Origin of the sequence: Shinella sp. CPCC 101442, assembly GCF_024704725.1 — a bacterium.
Lineage (GTDB): Bacteria > Pseudomonadota > Alphaproteobacteria > Rhizobiales > Rhizobiaceae > Shinella.
This window is the reverse complement of sequence record NZ_JALIQS010000006.1, coordinates 230,105-248,608: the sequence shown is the minus strand read 5'-3', so window position 1 is coordinate 248,608 and position 18,504 is coordinate 230,105. Positions and strand designations below refer to the sequence as shown.

At 63.4% G+C, this 18,504-nt stretch carries 20 protein-coding genes; 7 read left to right on the top strand and 13 right to left on the bottom strand.

Annotated elements, in window-relative coordinates; genetic code table 11:
• Positions 1-79: 79 nt before the first annotated feature.
• On the bottom strand, positions 80-1,147 hold the full coding sequence (locus MUO32_RS21890) for an ABC transporter substrate-binding protein (RefSeq protein WP_257950503.1): 1,068 nt from the start codon (positions 1,145-1,147) through the stop codon (positions 80-82).
• A 78-nt stretch (positions 1,148-1,225) separates the two neighbouring features.
• Between MUO32_RS21890 and MUO32_RS21885 the strand changes: the two genes are divergently transcribed.
• Complete coding sequence (locus MUO32_RS21885) at positions 1,226-1,900, top strand: response regulator transcription factor (protein WP_257950502.1); 675 nt, start codon at positions 1,226-1,228, stop codon at positions 1,898-1,900.
• On the top strand, positions 1,897-3,312 hold the full coding sequence (locus MUO32_RS21880) for a sensor histidine kinase (protein WP_257950501.1): 1,416 nt from the start codon (positions 1,897-1,899) through the stop codon (positions 3,310-3,312). Before MUO32_RS21885 ends, MUO32_RS21880 begins: the two co-directional genes overlap by 4 nt.
• Here MUO32_RS21880 and MUO32_RS21875 read toward each other — a convergent pair.
• Positions 3,309-3,950 (bottom strand): LysE family translocator, encoded by a 642-nt coding sequence (locus tag MUO32_RS21875; RefSeq protein ID WP_257950500.1) that lies wholly within the window; start codon positions 3,948-3,950, stop codon positions 3,309-3,311. The genes MUO32_RS21880 and MUO32_RS21875 overlap by 4 nt on opposite strands.
• 165 nt (positions 3,951-4,115) lie before the next feature.
• On the opposite strand from MUO32_RS21875, the gene MUO32_RS21870 reads away from it, so the two are divergent.
• Positions 4,116-4,601: a MarR family winged helix-turn-helix transcriptional regulator gene (locus MUO32_RS21870; protein ID WP_257950499.1), complete on the top strand. Its 486-nt coding sequence runs from the start codon at positions 4,116-4,118 to the stop codon at positions 4,599-4,601.
• Positions 4,598-5,818, top strand: coding sequence for a multidrug effflux MFS transporter (locus MUO32_RS21865; protein ID WP_257950498.1), 1,221 nt, complete (start codon positions 4,598-4,600; stop codon positions 5,816-5,818). Before MUO32_RS21870 ends, MUO32_RS21865 begins: the two co-directional genes overlap by 4 nt.
• 67 nt (positions 5,819-5,885) lie before the next feature.
• On the opposite strand, the gene MUO32_RS21860 is transcribed toward MUO32_RS21865, so the two are convergent.
• On the bottom strand, positions 5,886-7,109 hold the full coding sequence (locus MUO32_RS21860) for an argininosuccinate synthase (protein ID WP_257950497.1): 1,224 nt from the start codon (positions 7,107-7,109) through the stop codon (positions 5,886-5,888).
• A 168-nt stretch (positions 7,110-7,277) separates the two neighbouring features.
• Between MUO32_RS21860 and MUO32_RS21855 the strand changes: the two genes are divergently transcribed.
• The 3 genes from MUO32_RS21855 to MUO32_RS21845 all read left to right on the top strand — a co-directional run bounded on the left by MUO32_RS21855 (position 7,278) and on the right by MUO32_RS21845 (position 9,848).
• Complete coding sequence (locus MUO32_RS21855; RefSeq protein ID WP_257950496.1) at positions 7,278-8,090, top strand: hypothetical protein; 813 nt, start codon at positions 7,278-7,280, stop codon at positions 8,088-8,090.
• A gap of 173 nt (positions 8,091-8,263) precedes the next feature.
• Positions 8,264-9,115, top strand: coding sequence for an SDR family NAD(P)-dependent oxidoreductase (locus MUO32_RS21850; RefSeq protein ID WP_257950495.1), 852 nt, complete (start codon positions 8,264-8,266; stop codon positions 9,113-9,115).
• Between the two features lie 91 nt (positions 9,116-9,206).
• Positions 9,207-9,848, top strand: coding sequence for a LysE family translocator (locus MUO32_RS21845; RefSeq protein ID WP_257950494.1), 642 nt, complete (start codon positions 9,207-9,209; stop codon positions 9,846-9,848).
• A 9-nt stretch (positions 9,849-9,857) separates the two neighbouring features.
• Here MUO32_RS21845 and MUO32_RS21840 read toward each other — a convergent pair whose 3' ends face one another.
• The 10 genes from MUO32_RS21840 to MUO32_RS21795 all read right to left on the bottom strand — a co-directional run bounded on the left by MUO32_RS21840 (position 9,858) and on the right by MUO32_RS21795 (position 18,382).
• A complete protein-coding gene (locus MUO32_RS21840; protein ID WP_257950493.1) occupies positions 9,858-10,409 on the bottom strand; it encodes a hypothetical protein in 552 nt (183 codons plus the stop codon).
• An 801-nt stretch (positions 10,410-11,210) separates the two neighbouring features.
• Positions 11,211-12,005, bottom strand: a complete 795-nt coding sequence (locus MUO32_RS21835) for an ABC transporter ATP-binding protein (RefSeq protein ID WP_257950492.1) — start codon at positions 12,003-12,005, stop codon at positions 11,211-11,213.
• Positions 12,005-12,883, bottom strand: a complete 879-nt coding sequence (locus MUO32_RS21830; RefSeq protein WP_257950491.1) for an ABC transporter permease — start codon at positions 12,881-12,883, stop codon at positions 12,005-12,007. Before MUO32_RS21830 ends, MUO32_RS21835 begins: the two co-directional genes overlap by 1 nt.
• Positions 12,884-13,004: 121 nt before the next feature.
• Positions 13,005-13,958 carry an ABC transporter substrate-binding protein gene (locus MUO32_RS21825; RefSeq protein ID WP_257950490.1) on the bottom strand — a complete coding sequence of 318 codons (954 nt, stop codon included), beginning with the start codon at positions 13,956-13,958 and terminating at the stop codon, positions 13,005-13,007.
• Positions 13,959-14,131: 173 nt separating this feature from the next.
• Entirely contained in the window at positions 14,132-14,644 is a 513-nt protein-coding gene (locus MUO32_RS21820) for a histidine phosphatase family protein (RefSeq protein WP_257950489.1), read from the bottom strand.
• Positions 14,645-14,715: 71 nt separating this feature from the next.
• Positions 14,716-15,219 (bottom strand): DUF1176 domain-containing protein, encoded by a 504-nt coding sequence (locus MUO32_RS21815; RefSeq protein WP_257950488.1) that lies wholly within the window; start codon positions 15,217-15,219, stop codon positions 14,716-14,718.
• A 322-nt stretch (positions 15,220-15,541) separates the two neighbouring features.
• Positions 15,542-15,931, bottom strand: a complete 390-nt coding sequence (locus MUO32_RS21810) for a YkvA family protein (RefSeq protein WP_257950487.1) — start codon at positions 15,929-15,931, stop codon at positions 15,542-15,544.
• A 71-nt stretch (positions 15,932-16,002) separates the two neighbouring features.
• Positions 16,003-16,311 (bottom strand): 4a-hydroxytetrahydrobiopterin dehydratase, encoded by a 309-nt coding sequence (locus tag MUO32_RS21805; protein WP_257950486.1) that lies wholly within the window; start codon positions 16,309-16,311, stop codon positions 16,003-16,005.
• A gap of 76 nt (positions 16,312-16,387) precedes the next feature.
• Positions 16,388-17,113, bottom strand: a complete 726-nt coding sequence (locus MUO32_RS21800) for a beta-ketoacyl-ACP reductase (RefSeq protein WP_257950485.1) — start codon at positions 17,111-17,113, stop codon at positions 16,388-16,390.
• Between the two features lie 87 nt (positions 17,114-17,200).
• A complete protein-coding gene (locus MUO32_RS21795) occupies positions 17,201-18,382 on the bottom strand; it encodes an acetyl-CoA C-acetyltransferase (RefSeq protein ID WP_257950484.1) in 1,182 nt (393 codons plus the stop codon).
• Between the last annotated feature and the right edge of the window lie 122 nt (positions 18,383-18,504).

Here is an 18,504-nt window from a genome sequence, read left to right as displayed (position 1 = left end):
AGCTGACATCTAACTGACATGGGACGCCGATGTCGGTTGTCGAGTGGCAAAACGGGCTATTGCATGCGCAAAACCGAACTTATTGCGTGCGTAGAACTTCGTTCCAGCGGGCAATCAGCCGCGCCCGTTTCACCTGATCGAGATAGACCATGAGGCCGGGGCTGACGGGCACGGGCTTCAGCTGCGCGCCAAGCAGCGCGTTCATCGTACGCGCGGTGTTGGAGCCGGAGACTTCGGGGCTGACGGCCGCGATCTGCAATTCGCGCGACAGGATCTCCTGGCCCTCCTTCGACATGAAGAAGGCAAGGTAGCGCCGGCCGAGTTCGGGAGACGCCGCCGCCTGCGGCACAAGGCCGATGCGCGACATGACGACCGTATAGTCCTTCGGCAGGATGATGCCGACATTCGGATCGCGCGAAGCCCAGTCCGCCGCGTAGGAACCGAGAATGTTGTAACCGAGAACGAAGCGTCCGTCGGCGACACGCTCCAGGATCGCCGAACTGGTCGAATAGAGTTTGACGCCGGCCGCACCCATCGCCTGGATCACCGTCCAGATATCACCGAACTGCTCCTGATCGCGCGCCATGAAGAGGAAGCCGACCCCCGAACGCTCGATGTCATAGGTGCCGATGCGGCCATAGACCTTCTCGCCCTGCCGTTTCAGGTATTCGACGAATTCGGCGCGCGAGGCGGGCGGCTTTTCATCCTTGAAGCTCGGCTTGTGGTAGACGAAGACGGCCGGCTCGAAGGTCAGCGCATAGGCCGTGTTGCGCCAGTTTGCCCATTGCGGCCAGCGCTCGCTCATCGGCAGGTCGCTGCGCTGGGCGTAGCCGTCATTGCTCAGCTTCACCTGAAGGTCCATCGCCGAGGAGAAGGCGAAATCCGCTGTTTTTTCGCCGGCATCAGTCTCGCGCACGATGCGGTCGTGGACCTCGCCGGTCAGCATTTCCTCATAGCGCACGGCGACATCGGGATTGGCCGCCTGGAAACCCCGGATCATCGGCCGGGCAAGCGGCTCGTCGAGCGAGGAATACACGACAAGCAAAGGCGCGTCGGCGTTGCCATCCTTGGCGGGATACGACGTCGCATTGGCGAAGGCGGCAAGCGGCGCGGCAAGAAGCAGGAGAAGGGTGAGGACAAGACGCATGGCGCGACCTTGCCAAAGCGCACGCCCGTTCACAAGTGCGCGCGGCGCCGCTAAGGTCCTGGCGGGAGGACGAAACGCGTGCGCATTCTACTGGTCGAGGACAACGAAGCCCTGGCGGACGGCCTGTCCGCCATCCTCAAGGGGACCGGCCATGCCGTCGACCTGGTGCGCGACGGCGCGTCTGCGGATGCGGCCATCGCGTCGGAAAATTTCGACCTCGTCATCCTCGACCTGACATTGCCGGAAATGGATGGCCTCGACGTGCTGCGCGCCATGCGCGCCCGCAAGGACAAGGCGTCGGTGCTGATCCTGACCGCCCGCGGCGCACCGGAAGAACGGGTGCGCGGCCTCGATCTCGGCGCCGACGACTACATGATCAAGCCGTTCGACATCTCGGAATTCGAGGCGCGCGTGCGCATGCTGCTGCGCCGGCAGGCCGGCCTGCGCTCCTCCGCCATCACCTTCGGCGCCGTGGCGCTCGATCTCAATTCCCGCACGTTTTCCGCCGAGGGCGCGCCGCTCGATATTCCCGCCCGCGAAGTCGGCCTGCTCGAAATCCTCTTCATGCGCGCCGGCAAGGTGGTCGCCAAGGAGGCGATCATGCAATCGCTCGCCGCCTTCGACGACGATCTCTCCGCCAATGCCATCGAACAATATGTGAGCCGGCTCAGGAAACGCCTCGCCCCACATGGGCTGACCGTGCGCACCGCCCGCGGCATCGGCTACTACCTCGACAAGGCGCCTGTCGCTTGACCCTCTTTCCTGCCTCCTCCCTCCGTCGCCGCCTGCTCGCCTGGCTGCTCGTCTCGACGGCGGTGATCGGTATCGTCGCCCTGATCGACACCTATCGCGAGGCCGTCAAGACCGCCAACGTCGTCTCCGACCGCGTGCTCGCCGGCTCGGCGCTCGCCATCGCGGAGCGCGTCGTTGTGGCGGAAAATGGTGCACTGGAAGTCGACATTCCCTATGTCGCGCTGGAAATGCTGACCTCGGCCGCGCAGGACCGCGTCTTCTACCGTGTCGACGGCCCGCCCGGGCGGTTCATCACCGGTTACCAGACGCTGCCGACAATTGCCGACATGCAAGGCCAATCGACCGCCTACCAGGACGCAACCTTCCGCGGCGAACCGATCCGCATCGCCGTATTGCAGCGCTCGGCCTCGACAGGCATCAACTCCGTGCCCTTCGCCGTCACCGTCGCCGAAACCACCATCGCCCGCCGACAGCTCGCCCAGGCGATCCTGATCCGCTCGGCACTGCGCCTCGCCATGATGATCGCGGGTGCGGCCACCATCGTCTGGATCGCCGTCACCGTGTCTCTGCGTCCGCTCTACCGCCTCAGCGACGCCATCGCCGAGCGCAGCCCGAACGACCTGCACCCGATCGAGCACCGTGTGCCGAGCGAGGTTCAGGGCCTCGTCGAGACCGTCAACTCCTTCATGGTGCGCCTGCAATCGGCACTCGATGCGCTCCGGCATTTCTCCGGCAATGCCAGCCACCAGCTCAGAACGCCACTCGCCATCATCCGCACGCAGCTGGCGCTCGCCAGCCGTGCCGGCACGCTTGCCGAGGCGCAGGAGGCGGCCCGCAAGGGAGATGCCGCCGTCGCCCATGCGGAGCGCATCCTCGCCCAGCTTCTGCTCATGGCGAAGATCGATGCGGCGGGATCCAACGAGCCGCAGAAGCCCGCCCCGATCGATATCGCCGCTCTCGCCCAGCAGCTCACCGCCGACCGCGTGCCTTCGGCCGCCGAAGCCGGCATCGACCTTGGCTACGAAGGCGACGGCCCGGCTTTCGCCCGCGCCGAGCCGTTGCTTTTCGGCGAACTGCTGCGCAATCTCGTGGAAAATGCGCTGGCCTATGCCGGCGACGGCGCGATCGTGACCGTGAGCGTGCGCCGGGCCGCCGATGCCGTGCTGCTCACCGTCGAGGACAACGGTCCGGGCATTGCACCCGAGCGCCGCAGCCTCGTGCGCCAGCGGTTTTCGCGCGGCGAACACCGCGATGCACCCGGCATGGGCCTCGGCCTGCCGATCGTGGAGGAAATCGCAACCCTCTTCGAGGCGACCATGGCACTGGAAAGCGGCACGAACGAGCGGGGTCTTCGCGTGACGATCCGCTTCCCTGCCGCCGAAGCGAAGCCGCTCCGGCCGGACATGCTTTAGGGTTTGCGCCAGCCCAACAGGCCGGGGGCGGCGTGCCAGACGGCCTGAACGGCAAAGCCCATGAAGAGCAGGCCGGACATGCGCACGATCGCCAGCTCATGCCGGCGATAGAAACGACGCACCATGCCGGCGCCGATGATGCCGATCAGGATGATGTCCGCCATCAGGAAGCCGAAGAAGGAGACGCCGAGAAGCGCCGGCAACGCATCGAAATCAAGCGCATTGGAGGAGCCCGCGAGCAGTGCCGTGAACGTCGCCAGCGCCACCGGATAGCCTTTGGGATTGGTAAGGCCGAAAACGAGGCCGCGGCGCAGCGGTCGTTCGACGGTCATGACGGCCCCGCCATCCTGCCGCGGCTTGGCACGCAGCGCCGACCAGCCGATCCAGGCGAGATAAAAACCGCACAACAGGCCAAGCACGTCGAACACCATGGTGCCTATCGTCTTGGCGCCGACGATGGCGACCAGCGCCAGGGTCGACCAGAGCAGGTCGCCGGCAAGGTGCCCGCCCATGAAAAGCGCGCCCGCCTTGCGCCCCTGTCCCGCCCCGATGCCGAGAAGCGCGAGAAACGCCGGGCCCGGGATAAGCACGTAAAGCAAGGCAGCCATGAAGGCGCCGAATAGCATCGAGCTGGTCATGAAGAAATCCCCTTGAATCGCAAGACATTCCAATCCGGGCGGCGTGTTTCGTCAAGGGTGCATCTGCCGTTTCGCAGAGCAGCCATGCAATGCGGCTCTAGCTTGACAGTTGTCTGTTTGGGCACCCTATAGTAAGTTAAGCTTATAATAAGCTAGAAAGTGAACATGCCCTCCAGACCCGATCCCGACTCTCTCGGTTTCGTCCTCATCGACGTTGCCCGCATGCTCCGCAGCGCCTTCGAGCGCCGTATCGCCACCGCCGGCCTCGGGCTGACACCAGGCGAAGCCCGCACGCTCGTGCGTATCGCCACGCTGGAAGGCAGCCGCCAGCTCGATATCGCCCAGCGCATGGGCATCGAACCGATGACGCTTTCGACCTATCTCGACCGGCTGCAGAGCCTCGGCTTCATCGAACGCCGCCCGGACCCGTCCGACCGCCGCGCCAAGCTGATCTACACGACATTGACCGCCGGCGCGCTGATCAGCAACATCCGCGACGAGCAGATCGAGCTGATGCGGCATGTGACGAGCGGCATCGGCGAACAGGACCTCGAGGCGATGCGCGAAAAGCTGAAGCGGCTGCGCGCCAACCTGTCCGCCCTGGAAGAAGACAGCGCCGCGCTGAACCTCGTGAAAGAACTGGCGCAATGACATTGCCGCGCATGAGCGAACGGCGCACCAGCATCATCGCCGCCTTCCTCGTGGCGCTCGGTCCGGTTTCCATGGCGCTCTATACGCCGGCCATGCCACAGCTGGTGCATGCCTTTTCCTCGACGGAATCGGCGATCAAGCTGACGCTGTCGCTCTATTTCGCCGGTTTCGCGCTGGCGCAGCTGGTTTCCGGCACCATGTCCGACGTGCTCGGGCGCCGCAAGACGACGCTGATCTTCATGGCCGTCTATCTCGTCGGCAGCCTGATGGCCGCCTTCGCGCCCACGGTCGGCGTGCTGCTCGCCGGACGCCTCGTCCAGGGCATCGGCGCCTCCGTCGGAATGACCGTCTCGCGCGCCATCGTGCGCGACCAGTTCACCGGCACCAAGGCCGCCCGCATCATGAACATGGTGGGCATGATGCTTGCCATCGGCCCGGCGATCTCGCCGACGCTCGGCGGCTTCGCGCTCGGCCTGTTCGGCTGGCAGTCGATCTTCTTCCTGATGGTCGGCTTTGCGCTTGCCGCCTGCGGGGCGGTCTATTTCTGCATGAGCGAGACGACAACGCCCGATCCGGCCAAGGGCCATATCGGCCCGATCCTGCGGGGCTATGGCGACCTTGCCGCCAGCAGCCGCTTCGTCTCCGCCACGCTCGTCATGGCGGGCGCCGTCGGCGCGCTCTACGGCCAGGCGACCATGCTGCCCTTCGTGCTGATCGACCGCGTCGGCCTGACGCCGACCCAGTTCGGCGTCGGCATGCTGATGCAGTCGGGCTTCTTCTTCGCCGGCACCGTCGCGGTGCGCCTCTCGATGCGCAAATTCGCACCCGACCGGCTTGTGCCGGCCGGTCTCTGCTTCATCGGCGTCGCCAGCGTTTTCATCGCGCTCGCCTCGCATCTCGTGGACACCCCGAGCTTCATCAGCGTCATGGGCCCTGTCGGCCTCTATGCCTTCGGCATCGCCTTCGTCATGCCCTATATGATGACCGCCGCCATGGAGCCCTTCCCGCATATCGCAGGCTCCGCCTCCGCCGCCATGGGCTTCATCCAGATGGGCTCCGGTTTCATCGCCGGCCTGATCGCCGCCGCCATCGGCATGCCGCTCTTCGCCTTCGGCACGATCATTCCCCTGATGGGCCTGATGGCGATCCTCTCCTATGCCTGGTATCGCGCGGTGTGCAGCCGCGAGGCGCAGCTTGCGACGGAACCGGCAGAATAAATCTCCTTAAACGAAAAAGGCCCGCTGCCGTCCCCGGCAGCGGGCCTTTTGATCGATATTGTCTTAATCAACCGCGCTTGTTGCGGGCGGCGAGCGTGCGCAGGCGCAGCGCGTTCAGCTTGATGAAGCCCGCGGCATCCTTCTGGTCGTAGGCGCCCTGGTCGTCCTCGAAGGTGACGAGCTTGTCGGAATAGAGCGACTTGTCGGATTCGCGGCCGGTGACCATGACATTGCCCTTGTAGAGCTTCAGTGTCACTTCGCCCTCGACATGCTCCTGGCTGCGGTCGATCAGCGCCTGCAGCATCTCGCGCTCCGGCGAGAACCAGAAGCCGTAGTAGATGAGCTCCGCATAACGCGGCATCAGGTCGTCCTTGAGGTGCGCCGCACCCCGGTCGAGCGTGATGCTCTCGATAGCGCGGTGCGCGGCCAGCAGGATCGTGCCACCGGGCGTCTCGTAGACGCCGCGCGACTTCATGCCGACGAAGCGGTTTTCCACGAGGTCGAGACGGCCGATGCCGTTGTCGCGGCCATAGTTGTTCAGCGCCGCAAGCAGCGTTGCCGGCGACATGCGCACGCCGTTGATCGAGACCGCGTCACCACGCTCGAAGCCGACCTTGATGGTGGTCGCCTTGTCGGGCGCGGCTTCCGGCGAAATGGTGCGCATGTGCACGTATTCGGGAGCCTCGACGGCCGGGTCTTCCAGCACCTTGCCCTCGGAGGAGGAGTGCAGGAGGTTCGCATCGACCGAGAACGGCGCTTCGCCCTTCTTGTCCTTGGCGACCGGGATCTGGTGCTCTTCGGCGAATTCGAGCAGGTGCGTGCGGCTCTTGAACGACCAGTCGCGCCAGGGCGCGATGATCTTGATATCGGGGTTCAGCGCATAGGCCGAAAGCTCGAAGCGGACCTGGTCGTTGCCCTTGCCGGTCGCGCCATGGGCGATGGCATCGGCGCCGGTCTTGGCGGCGATCTCGATCAGGTGCTTGGAGATCAGCGGACGGGCAATCGACGTGCCGAGCATGTAGACGCCTTCATAGACCGCATTGGCGCGGAACATCGGGAAGACGAAATCGCGCACGAATTCTTCGCGCACGTCCTCGATGAAGATTTCCTTGATGCCGAGCATCTCGGCCTTCTTGCGCGCCGGCTCGAGTTCTTCGCCCTGGCCGAGGTCGGCCGTGAAGGTCACGACTTCAGCGTTGAGCTCGGTCTGAAGCCACTTCAGGATGATCGAGGTGTCGAGGCCGCCCGAATAGGCGAGAACGACTTTCTTCACGTCTTTATGTGATGCCATGATGATGAGGTCCGCAGTGGATCGGCAACAGCCGAAATGAAATTTCGTGGCACTTTTAGCGAGATTATCCGCCTGCGCAAGGGAGGCGGCTGGAGCCGAAAAGACAAAAGAGCCAATTGCAATCCCTGGGTGCAAGCGTAAGCTGTTCGCACACCAAGGGAGGATGGAATGGCTAAACTTTACGCCTGGGCGGTTCCTGCATGGTTCAGCGAGTCTTGGCTAGACCACACATGGGTGACCGACTTCGACAATCAAACGAACCAATATCCTGACGCGACAAAAGTTGCAAAAGCAGGCTTCAACTATTGGTTTTGCTGGGGCGCCTATCATGAAAAGGGCGGAGTTCCCGCCAACGCAACCGGCGCATTGGGTAAACAATCCGGCTCCCGCACACTCGCCAAATGCCTCGTTCGACCCAATGTCGAGACCAAACCCAATCCACCGGCTCAGGGCACGATCTTTACTTATGGCCTCGATGGTGTCTGCCATCAATTGGCCAATCAAGTGCTTTATGCAACGAGGACAAGCTCAGCACGACCTTTGACGGTCAAGCAAGCTCGAGGCTACGCGCTAAGCACGTTCCTCTATGGAACATATGGCGCCCAGCAAACGGCTTGGCGGGCCAAACTACAGGGCTGCGGCGCAGTCGCCCCCCGACTGATCAGACGCAGCGGAGGGACGGGAACACAGCACATGATTGATTTACCGGACGATTTCGACGAGCTCGCCTCCGCTGCTCTTGCCGATAACCCAGAACAACTGAGGGCACTGCTTCATCTCAGGACCGAGGTGCAAGCCTATATAAGCGTAAAGGTACCGGGGTTCGAACCACCCGGCGTTGCCGCGTTGAATGCCAGAAATCAGCATTTCATCGACCAGGCAGCATTGCTGCTGGGCGATGAGGCATTCCAACGGCTGTTTGGTGTAGAGGCCGGACAGGCTGCAAACCTGATCGACCCGGAAATGAGCGACAAGCTATAGGGGATCGCCTGAATTCGATCGACCGACAGCATTTCAGCCGGCATCAAGCCGGCTTTCTTTCCATATCTCGCTTTCAGCGCAATTAAGGGCTTGTACTTCCTTCGAGCGGGTTTAACGCCGCCGCAAGCGACCCCATATTGCGCGAGGACTGGACCATGGAAAGGGATGAACCCATGACCGACCTCAAGGACATCATCAAGGGCGACAACGTCGCCGTCATTACCGGCGGCGCCTCCGGCATCGGACTTGCCGCCGCACGCCGCTTTGCCGAGGCCGGCATGGCCGTCGCCATCGCCGATCTCGGCGGCGACCGGCTTGGCAAAGCCCGCCTCGAACTGGAGGCGATCGCCGGCGAGGCCAATGTCATGGCGGTGGAGACGGACGTCGCCCACCGCCACCAGCTGGAAGCACTGGAACGCGCCGTGCTGCAGCGCTTCGGCCGTGTGCATGTTCTCATGAACAATGCCGGCATCCAGCCGGACACCTCGATCTTCAGTGCCGAAGCCAACTGGGACCATATCCTCGCCGTCAACCTGATGGGCGTCATTCACGGCACGCAGGTTTTCGGGCCGAACATGCTGGCCCATGGCGAACCCGGCCTCATCATCAACACCGGTTCCAAGCAGGGCATCACCACACCGCCCGGCAACCCCGCCTACAACGTCTCCAAGGCCGGCGTGAAGGTCTTCACCGAGGCCTTGCAGCACGAACTGCGCAATACCGAGGGCGCAAAACTCTCTGCCCATCTCCTCATCCCCGGCTTCGTCTATACCGCGCTGACGAAGGGCGACCGCACGGAAAAACCGGATGCCGCCTGGACGCCTGCCCAGACCGTGGATTTCATGCTGGAGAGCCTCGCCCGCGGCGATTTCTACATTCTGTGCCCCGACAACGATGTATCGCGTAAACTCGATGAAAACCGCATGGCCTGGGCGATCGGCGATATCATCGAGAACCGCCCGCCGCTGTCGCGCTGGCACAAGGACTATTCCGAGGCCTTCCGGACCTTCCTGGAAGACCGATAAACGCCCATCACAAAGCTTGATTGGTAATTTTCCGGAAGCCGGCTTACGACCGGACGACATCTCGGTGCGCACCGGCTTTCGGGGATTTGCCATGGACTACCTGCCCACGCTCGCAACGCTTCTCGCCTTCACCGCCGCAAGCCTGCTGCTTGCGATGACACCCGGCCCCGACATGACGCTGTCGATCAGCCGCGCGTTGTCGCAGGGCCGCGGTCCGGCGCTCTATGTGGTCGTCGGCACCAGCCTCGGCATCGTGGTGCACACACTGCTCGTCGCCTTCGGCATTTCCGCGCTCATCACAGCCTCGCCGACAGCATTCCTGATCCTGAAGACCGGCGGCGCCGCCTATCTGCTGTGGCTTGCCATCCAGGCGATCCGCTACGGCTCGACCCTGACGGTCAAGGCCGCGACCGGCCCGCGCGGCACGGCCCTCAACAACATTTCGTCCGGCTTCTGGGTCAATCTGCTGAACCCGAAGGTCATCATCTTCTTCATGACCTTCCTGCCGCAGTTCATCTCGGCGGGCGATCCCGACATTACCGGCAAGCTCATCGTGCTCGGTCTGCTCTTCATCGCCATCGGCGTGCCCGTGAACACGATCGTCATCCTCGCCGCCGACAAGCTCGCCACCTGGCTGCAGCAAAACCCGAAGATCCTGCGCAGCATCGACTACACCTTCGCCGGTGTCTTTTCAGTCTTCGCGGCGAAAATCCTGCTTACGCAGGCGCGGTGACGGACGGCATCAGGCGCTGAGCGCCGCAAGGCTCCGCTGCTCCGGCAGGCGGGCCGGAACGGGTCTTTCGGCGGCGGCAAGCTCGGCTTTCTTCCGGCTCACGAAATCGACGAGCTCCTCGACATCGACCCGCTCGTTGGTCTGCGGGTTCACGTAGCGCGACGCTTCGATATAGGCGAAGTGGAAGATATCCTCGATCGTGCGCCTGCGGCTGCGGCGCCCGGTTGCGCAATGATCCACCGTCACGCCCCAGCCCGAATAGAAGGGCGCGCCGTAGCAATAGACCTGCCGGCCGGCCATCAGCGCCTCGAAACCGGTGAGCGACGAGACAACGAAAACAATGTCGGCGAGATCGATCAGCGCATAACCACGCCCGGCGAAGATTTCTTTCTGCAGGCTGCCCCAACCGAGGATGACATCCGAAAGCGGGATCGACGCTTGGCTGGAGGGGGCCCAGTAATACTTGCTCCGGTTGACGAAGACCGATTCATGCGGAATGAGGACCGTCGGAAGCCAAGCTCCTGGCAGACGCTCACGATGGTCCGCATGACCGGCGCCCAATCGAACGTCACAATCACGCCCGCGATGGGCGAGCGGATCGGCACGAGGCGGCGCACCACCATCCGGCGATAGAGATTGGGACTGGAGCGCGCGAACCGCAGGATGCGGCGGCGGTTCTCGTTATTGTCGACATTCTTCATGATGTCGAAGGGTAGAATCTCATAGGCCGGATCTTCGATGCGCTCACGAGAGGATCGCCATTTTCGTATAGAGGGTCGGGCGGGATTGGAACCACGAGGGAATGGAGCGCTCGGCATCCGCCGATGCGCGCGAGCCGGGGGGGGATGGGACCATCAGGAAGCTCAGTGGAATATCGGGCCGGGTCTGCACGAGATCAACGGTAGGGCTGCGAAAGCGCGCGCAGAATGCCTGAATGAAACATGGACGCGGACTGTCTGCGTAATAGATGCGCGACCGGCCATCGGCCAGCAGCCAGGGCGCCCATTTCGTGTAGAATTCAGAGCGGGGCAGGCACGCTATTGCGCGAGCGCACGCGTTCACCGGGAAAATACTGCTGCAGCATGTTTTTCGGGGCCTTGCGCACGAACAGGACACGCAAAGGCTTCTCGAGCGGACAAAACCTCTCCAGTCTGTAGACCGCCCTTGGCGCTTCCAACACCGTAGCTTGCATCACGATCCGCGCTCTATAGCGGCGCTGTGCGACAGTTTTGTTGCACCTTTGTTGCAGCCGGATTCCGCTCCTCGGCTTGCGGCTAACCAATTGGAAACAATACCTATAACGACAAAAGCCGACTGCAATGACAGTCGGCCTTTGTCCTATTGTGACATCGTGCGGCGGTCTCAGCCGATCAACAGGGCGTCGTCATCCAGCGTCTGGCCGCGCATTTTGCGGAACATGGCGATGAGGTCTTCAACCTGAAGGGTCTTGCGATTGTCGCCCGCCACGTCCAGCACGATCTCGCCGCCATGCAGCATGACGGTGCGGTGCCCATAGTCGAGTGCCTGACGCATGGAATGCGTGACCATTAGTGTCGTCAGCTTGCGTTCGGAAACGATTTTTTGCGTGAGGGTCATGATGAACTCCGCCATGCCGGGATCGAGCGCTGCCGTATGTTCGTCGAGCAGCAGCACGTCCGAACCGGCAAGCGTTGCCATGACGAGCGAGACGGCCTGGCGCTGGCCGCCGGACAAGAGATCCATACGATCGCGCATACGGTTCTCGAGGCCGAGATTGAGCTCGGCGATACGCTCGCGGAAATGCGCGCGACGCTGGGGGCCGAGCGCCGAGGACAGGCCACGGCGCTCACCGCGGCGGGCAGCGAGCGCGAGGTTCTCCTCGATGGAAAGCGCCCCACAGCTTCCCGTCAGCGGATCCTGGAAGACGCGGGCGACGCGGCCGGCGCGGGCGGCGGTGCCCTGGCGGGTGACGTCGGTCGTGCCGATCTTCACCTGTCCCTCAGTCGCGATGACGTCGCCGGCGAGAACGCCGAGCAGCGTCGACTTGCCGGCGCCGTTGGACCCGATGACGGTAACGAACTGCCCCTCTTCGATCGTGAGGCTGACACCGTTCAGCGCCTGCTTCTGGAGGGGGGTGCCCTTGCCGAAGGTGACCTTGATATCGGAGACGGAAATCATCAGGCGGCTCCCCCACGGCGAAGGCGTGGCAGAACGAGCGCCACGGTGACGAGCAGCGCCGTCACGAAGTTGAGGTCGGAGGCCTGAAGACCGAGCACATCGGAGGACAGCGCGAGCTGGATGGCGATGCGGTAGAGGATCGAGCCGAGCACGCAGCCGATCAAGGCCATGAGAATGCCGCGCGTGCCAAAGAGCGTCTCGCCGATGATGACGGCCGCAAGACCGACGACGATGGTACCGACGCCGGAGGTGACGTCGGCAAAGCCGTTCGTCTGGGCGAAGAGCGCGCCGCCGAGAGCGACGAGCGCATTGGAGAGCGCAATGCCAAGATAGATCTGGCGGTTGGTGTCGACACCCTGCGCGCGCGCCATGCGGGCGTTCGCCCCGGTCGCACGCATCGAAAGACCCGCATCGCTTTCAAGGAAGCGCCAGACGAGGATCACGGCGACGACGACCAGAATGCCGATGAAGAGCGGGCGCACGTAGAAATCGCGGAGACCATGGCCGAAGAACGGGCTCAGCATCGTCTCGGCGTTGATCAGCGCGACGTTCGGCTTGCCCATGACGCGCAGGTTCACCGAGAAGAGCGCGATCATCGTCAGGATCGAGGCAAGCAGGTTCAGGATGCGGAAACGCACATTGAGCATCGCCGTGACGAGACCGGCACCCGCACCCGCCAGCATGGCGATGAAAGCGGCAAGCCAGGGGTTCACGCCCGCGATGATCAGCACGGCCGTGACGGCCGCGCCGAGCGGGAAAGAGCCATCCACGGTCAGGTCGGGAAAATCCAGCACGCGGAAGGCAAGGTAAACGCCGATGGCGACGAAGGCATAGACCAGCCCCAGTTCGACGGCGCCCCAGAAGGCAATCAGGCTCACGGCTCTCGGCTTTCTCTTTGTCACCCGTTCCGCAGGTCTTGCGGGATGGGTCCTTTAACAGATCAACCGCTGCCGGCGACCCGGCAGCGGTTGATTCCTCATAACGATGTAAAATCGAAGCCTATTCGATGACGCGGGTCGCGCGACCGACAAGGGCTTCCGGCAGGGTGACGCCCATCTTGGCGGCAGCACCCTTGTTGACGACGAGGTCCGTACCGGCGGCTACCTTCACGGCGATGTCGCCCGGGTTTTCACCCTTGAGGATGCGCACGACGATTTCACCCGTCTGCTTGCCGACATCCTTGTAGTTGAAGCCGAGGGCCGCGATGGCACCACGCGAAACGGAATCCGTATCGGCGGTGAAGAGCGGGAGCTTCGCCTCTTCGGCAACGGCGACGGCGCCTTCGAGAGCGGAAATGATCGTGTTGTCCGTGGGCACGTAGATCGCGTCGGCGCGGCCGATGAGCGCGCGGGCAGCACCCTGCACTTCAGCCGACTTGGTGGCGGCGGATTCGACGACCGTGAGGCCGGCCTTTTCGGCTTCAGCCTTCAGAACGGCAAGCAGCGACACGGAGTTGGCTTCACCGGAATTGTAGAGGAAGCCGACCGTCTTGGCGTTCGGCAGGATTTCCTTGATCAGCGCCAGATGCTCGGCGACCGGCGACAGGTCGGAAAGGCCGGTGACGTTGCCGCCGGGCCTGTCCATGTCGGTGACGAGTTGCGCGCCGAGCGGATCGGACACGGCCGTGAAGACGACCGGAATGTCCTTCGTGGCGGAAACCACGGCCTGCGCCGACGGCGTGGAGATCGGCACGATCACGGTCGGCTCTTCGCCGACGAACTGGCGGGCGATCTGCGCGGCCGTCGCGGGGTTGCCCTGCGCCGACTCGTAGATGAATGTCAGGTTCTCGCCTTCCTTGTAGCCGGCCGCTTCCAGCGCTTCCTTGACGCCGTCACGCGCGGCATCGAGGGCCGGATGTTCGACGATGGCGGTCACGGCAACCGTGACGTTTTCGGCCTGTGCCGGCAGCGAAATCGCGACCGTGGCCGCGAGAGCGAGGAGAAGTTGACGCATGAAGGGTCTCCCTAGAATGATTTCAGGGCGGTTCTAGGCAAAACGGCCCTTCAGATCAATTCTCGGATCAAGCTTCATCAATCACATTTTCTGATAGAAACCTGCGGCAAAACGGCATTCGTCCCGCTCGCGGCAATCGCCGGCGGTGGCTTCGTACCGCCGGATGGTCGGCGCTACGGCAATGTCTTCGGTGTTACGAACATATCGAGCGTCCCGGTTCCCGGCACGACATCGCTCCACCTTTCGATGTCCAGGCGGATCACGGCCAAGCCTGCCGTCGGATACTTTGTCTTGAGCCGACCGATTGCATCCGCATCCCCGGCCGTCGCCAGCATCGCAGCCAGATCCTCGAAGCCCGGATTGTGCCCGATGACGAGCAGCGTTTCGCTTTGCTGTGGAGCCGCATGGATCGCCGCGAGGATGGCTGCCGGTTCCGCCTCGTAGATCGAGGCTACGGTCTGGGACGGACAGGCCTTGCCAAGCGCCGGCTCGACCAGCGCCCAGGTTTCCAGCGTTCGCCGCGCGGACGAGACCAGAGCGAAATCCGGCTGGAGACCCACCTCGGCGATATAGGCAGCCATGCGCGGCGCGTCGCGGCGGCCACGGTCGGCGAGCGGGCGGTCATGATCGTCGACACCCTCCGGCCAGGCGGATTTTGCGTGACGCAGCAGCAGAAGGGTTTTCATGGAAGACTCCGGCTTCGAAACGGAAAAGGCCGGCATTACGCCGGCCCTTTTGCTGTGCATGCGTGCGTGCCTTAGCGGCAGCCTTCGATCTGCTTCAGTGCAGCCGAAATACCCGAAAGCGAATAGGAATAGGCCGTGCCCGTGCCGCGGCGCGATTTCGCCTGCACCTGCATGTCCTTGCCGGTCCTCATGGCGTTGACGAGCGCCGGCTCTTCGGCGGCGTTTTCCACCCAGGCCGAATTGCCCTTGGTGAACATCACGAAGGTGCGCCCGTCGATGACGACGTTGACCTTGGAGTTTTCCTGCAGCGGATAGCCCATCATCGCCTGCGGCTCGTAGCTGATGTTCTGGCCCGGGCGCTGCGAGACGAGGAAGAAGACATCGCCGTGATCGACGCCGGGGGGCGTCTTTTCCTTCGGCACGGACAGAACGTAGCAGACCTTGCCGCCATTCGCCTGATAGGAATAGGCGCCCCAGGCGTTGAACTGCTGAATGCGCGTCGGCGACTGGGCCGAGGCAACGCCTGCGGTCGCGATGACGAGGGCGAGTGCGGTTGCGAGCTTTCTTACGAACATGTTTTCCTGCCGGTTGTCTTGCCAGTGATTGCCGGCCGAAGGCAGATGCCTGCCACGCCGGTGTCGGCCTTGCATGATGACGATTTGGTTCATTTTGACTTAATTCAGGTTACCAAACCGTCAACATGCACCCAGTTTCCGAAGGTCTTCCGTGCCGCACCGGGACAAATTTGCGTTGAAACCCGCGCTTGCCCTTGCCTGAAAGGCTAAGCATGCCCAGTCCCCATTTGGTGAGATAGAACCCGTCGAAACTCACTAATGGCACAACGATTAGGGCAAGAATTTGACCCGCGAAGTTGCGGGCAAAACCGGCACAACCACACTAGCCCGCAGGCTGCATGTCCGGCTCATCCTGAAGCGCCTTGTCGGCCGATCTGTAGTGGTCCTCGCGAACGTGGCCGCGGATGGCCGCGAAGGCGGCGGTGAGGACCGCAATGTCATCGGAAAAGCCGACGAGGGCGAAGAAATCCGGAATGCCGTCGAGCGGCAGCACGAAATAGGCGAGCGCCGCGAGCAGGATACCGCGCACCTTTGCCGGTGTGCGGGGGTCGAGCGCGCAATAGTAGGATGCAACGAGATCGCGCGAGAACGGCACCTGCCGCATCGCGCGCTTCAAAACCGGCCAGAACCGCTTCTTCACGCGGCCCCTCTGACGCTCCTGCTCGTCCGGGTCTCCGGGGAGAAGGATCTCTCCGATCTTCACATCATCCATTCAGGCCTCCCTCGGGTGGCAGCGCCGGCAAAGCCCGGCACGGAAGCATATGGGGATGCCTTCACGCGCCTTCAACTCTTCGTGCGAAGGACCGCAGCCTTGTCCATCACGCTCGCCAGCTTGAAGTCGAGTTCGGTCAGGCCGCCGGCATCGTGATTGGTGAGCCGCACGTCGACACGGTTGTAGACGTTGAACCACTCGGGATGGTGATCGAGTTTCTCCGCCGCCAGCGCCGCCTCGGTCATGAAGCCGAAGGCCTCGCGGAACGTCCTGAACTTGAATTTCCTTTCGATGGCGATGCCGTCATCGGCGCGCGTCCATCCATCGAGACCCTTCAACGCCTCGGCGATCGTCGCTTCATCAAGCTTTTCCTGTTTCATGGCGCCCTCGCTTTTTCTCATGATACCACGTGAAAGCGGCGCCCGAGGGCGCCGTGTTCCGTTTCATGGCCGACGGTCAGACGAAGAACTGCCCGCCATTCGCCGAGATGGTCGAGCCGGTGATGAAGCCGGCATCGTCGGAGGCAAGGAAAACGACGACGCGGGCGATTTCTTCCGGCTCGCCGAGGCGACCCACGGGGATCTGCGGGATGATCCGCTCGTTCAGCACCTTTTCCGGAATGGCGCGCACCATCTCCGTGCCGATATAGCCGGGGCAGATGGCATTGACCGTAATCCCCTTGGCGGCCCCCTCCTGGGCGAGCGCCTTGGTGAAGCCGAGATCGCCGGCCTTGGCGGCGGAATAGTTCGCCTGGCCCATCTGGCCCTTCTGGCCATTGATCGAGGAAATGTTGATGACGCGGCCGAAACTGCGGTCGCGCATGCCGGTCCAGACCGGATGGGTCATGTTGAAGAGGCCGGTCAGGTTGGTGTTGATGACCGCGCCCCACTGGTCCGGCGTCATCTTGTGGAACATCGCGTCCTTGGTGATGCCCGCGTTGTTCACGAGAATTTCGACGGGGCCAAGGTCGGCCTCCACCTTGGCGATGCCCTCGACGCAGGATTCGTAGCTTGCGACGTCCCACTTGTAGACCGGAATGCCCGTTTCCGCCTTGAAGGCGTTGGCGGCATCGTCATTGCCGGCATAGCTTGCCGCCACCTTGTATCCGGCCGCCTTCAGCGCCACCGAAATGGCGGCACCGATGCCGCGCGATCCGCCCGTTACCAACGCTACCCTGCTCATCTGGCTCACTCCCCTAAACTGTTTTTTTGAGTCGGCCTGACGCCCTGCGGGCGGCAGGTCTTGGTAAAGCAGAATGTCAGTCGATGCTTACAGGCTCTCGACGCACATCGCCACGCCCATGCCGCCGCCGATGCAGAGCGTGGCGAGACCCTTGCGGGCGCCGCGACGCTTCATCTCGAAGAGGAGCGTGTTGAGGATACGGGCGCCGGAGGCACCGATCGGGTGACCGATGGCGATGGCGCCGCCGTTGACGTTGACGATGGCGGGATCCCAGCCGAGATCCTTGTTGACCGCGCAGGCCTGCGCCGCAAAGGCTTCGTTGGCTTCCACGAGGTCGAGGTCGCCGATCTTCCAGCCGGCGCGCTCGAGCGCCTTGCGCGACGCCGGGATCGGGCCGGTGCCCATGATCTTCGGATCGACGCCGGCCGTCGCCCAGGAAACGATGCGGGCGAGCGGCTGGATGCCGCGGCGCGAGGCTTCGGCTTCCGACATCAGAAGCGCCGCGGCGGCACCGTCGTTGAGGCCCGACGCGTTGGCGGCAGTGACCGTACCTTCCTTGTCGAAGGCGGGGCGAAGCTTGGCCATCTGCTCGAGCGTCGCGCCATGGCGGATATATTCGTCGGCATCGACCGACACGTCGCCCTTGCGCCCCTTGACGATGAAGGCAGCGATCTCGTCCTTGAAGCGGCCCTCCTTCTGGGCGGCCTCGGCCTTGTTTTGCGAGGCGACGGCAAAAATATCCTGCTCGTCGCGGGAAAGCTGCCACTGCTTGGCGACGTTTTCGGCGGTAATGCCCATGTGGTAGCCATGGAAGGCGTCGGTCAGGCCATCCTTGATCATCGTGTCGATCATCTTGAAGTCGCCCATCTTCACGCCGCCACGCAGATGCGCGCAATGCGGCGCCATCGACATGGACTCCATGCCGCCGGCCACGATGATGCCGGCGTCGCCGGTGGCGATCTGCTGCATGCCGAGCGCCACGGCGCGAAGCCCCGAGCCGCAGAGCTGGTTCATGCTCCAGGCGGTCGCCTCCTGCGGGACACCGGCCTTCATGGCGGCCTGTCGGGCCGGGTTCTGGCCTTCGCCCGCCTGCAGAACCTGTCCGAGGATCACCTCGTTGACCTCGCCCGCTTCAACGCCCGCGCGCTCCAGAACCGCCGAAATGACCGTCGCCCCGAGTTCGTGGGCAGGCGTGTTGGCGAAGGATCCGTTGAAGGACCCGACCGCGGTACGGGCGGCGCTGGCGATGACGATGGACGGAGTGCTCATGGTGTGCTTCCTCAATTCTGCGACCGGATGGTCGGTCTTGGAACCGGCCTCGACGCACGAACGGCGCGAGCCGGCGGTTCTCCCGAAATCAAAACTGGCAAAGCGAACGGGGAGAGTCAAAC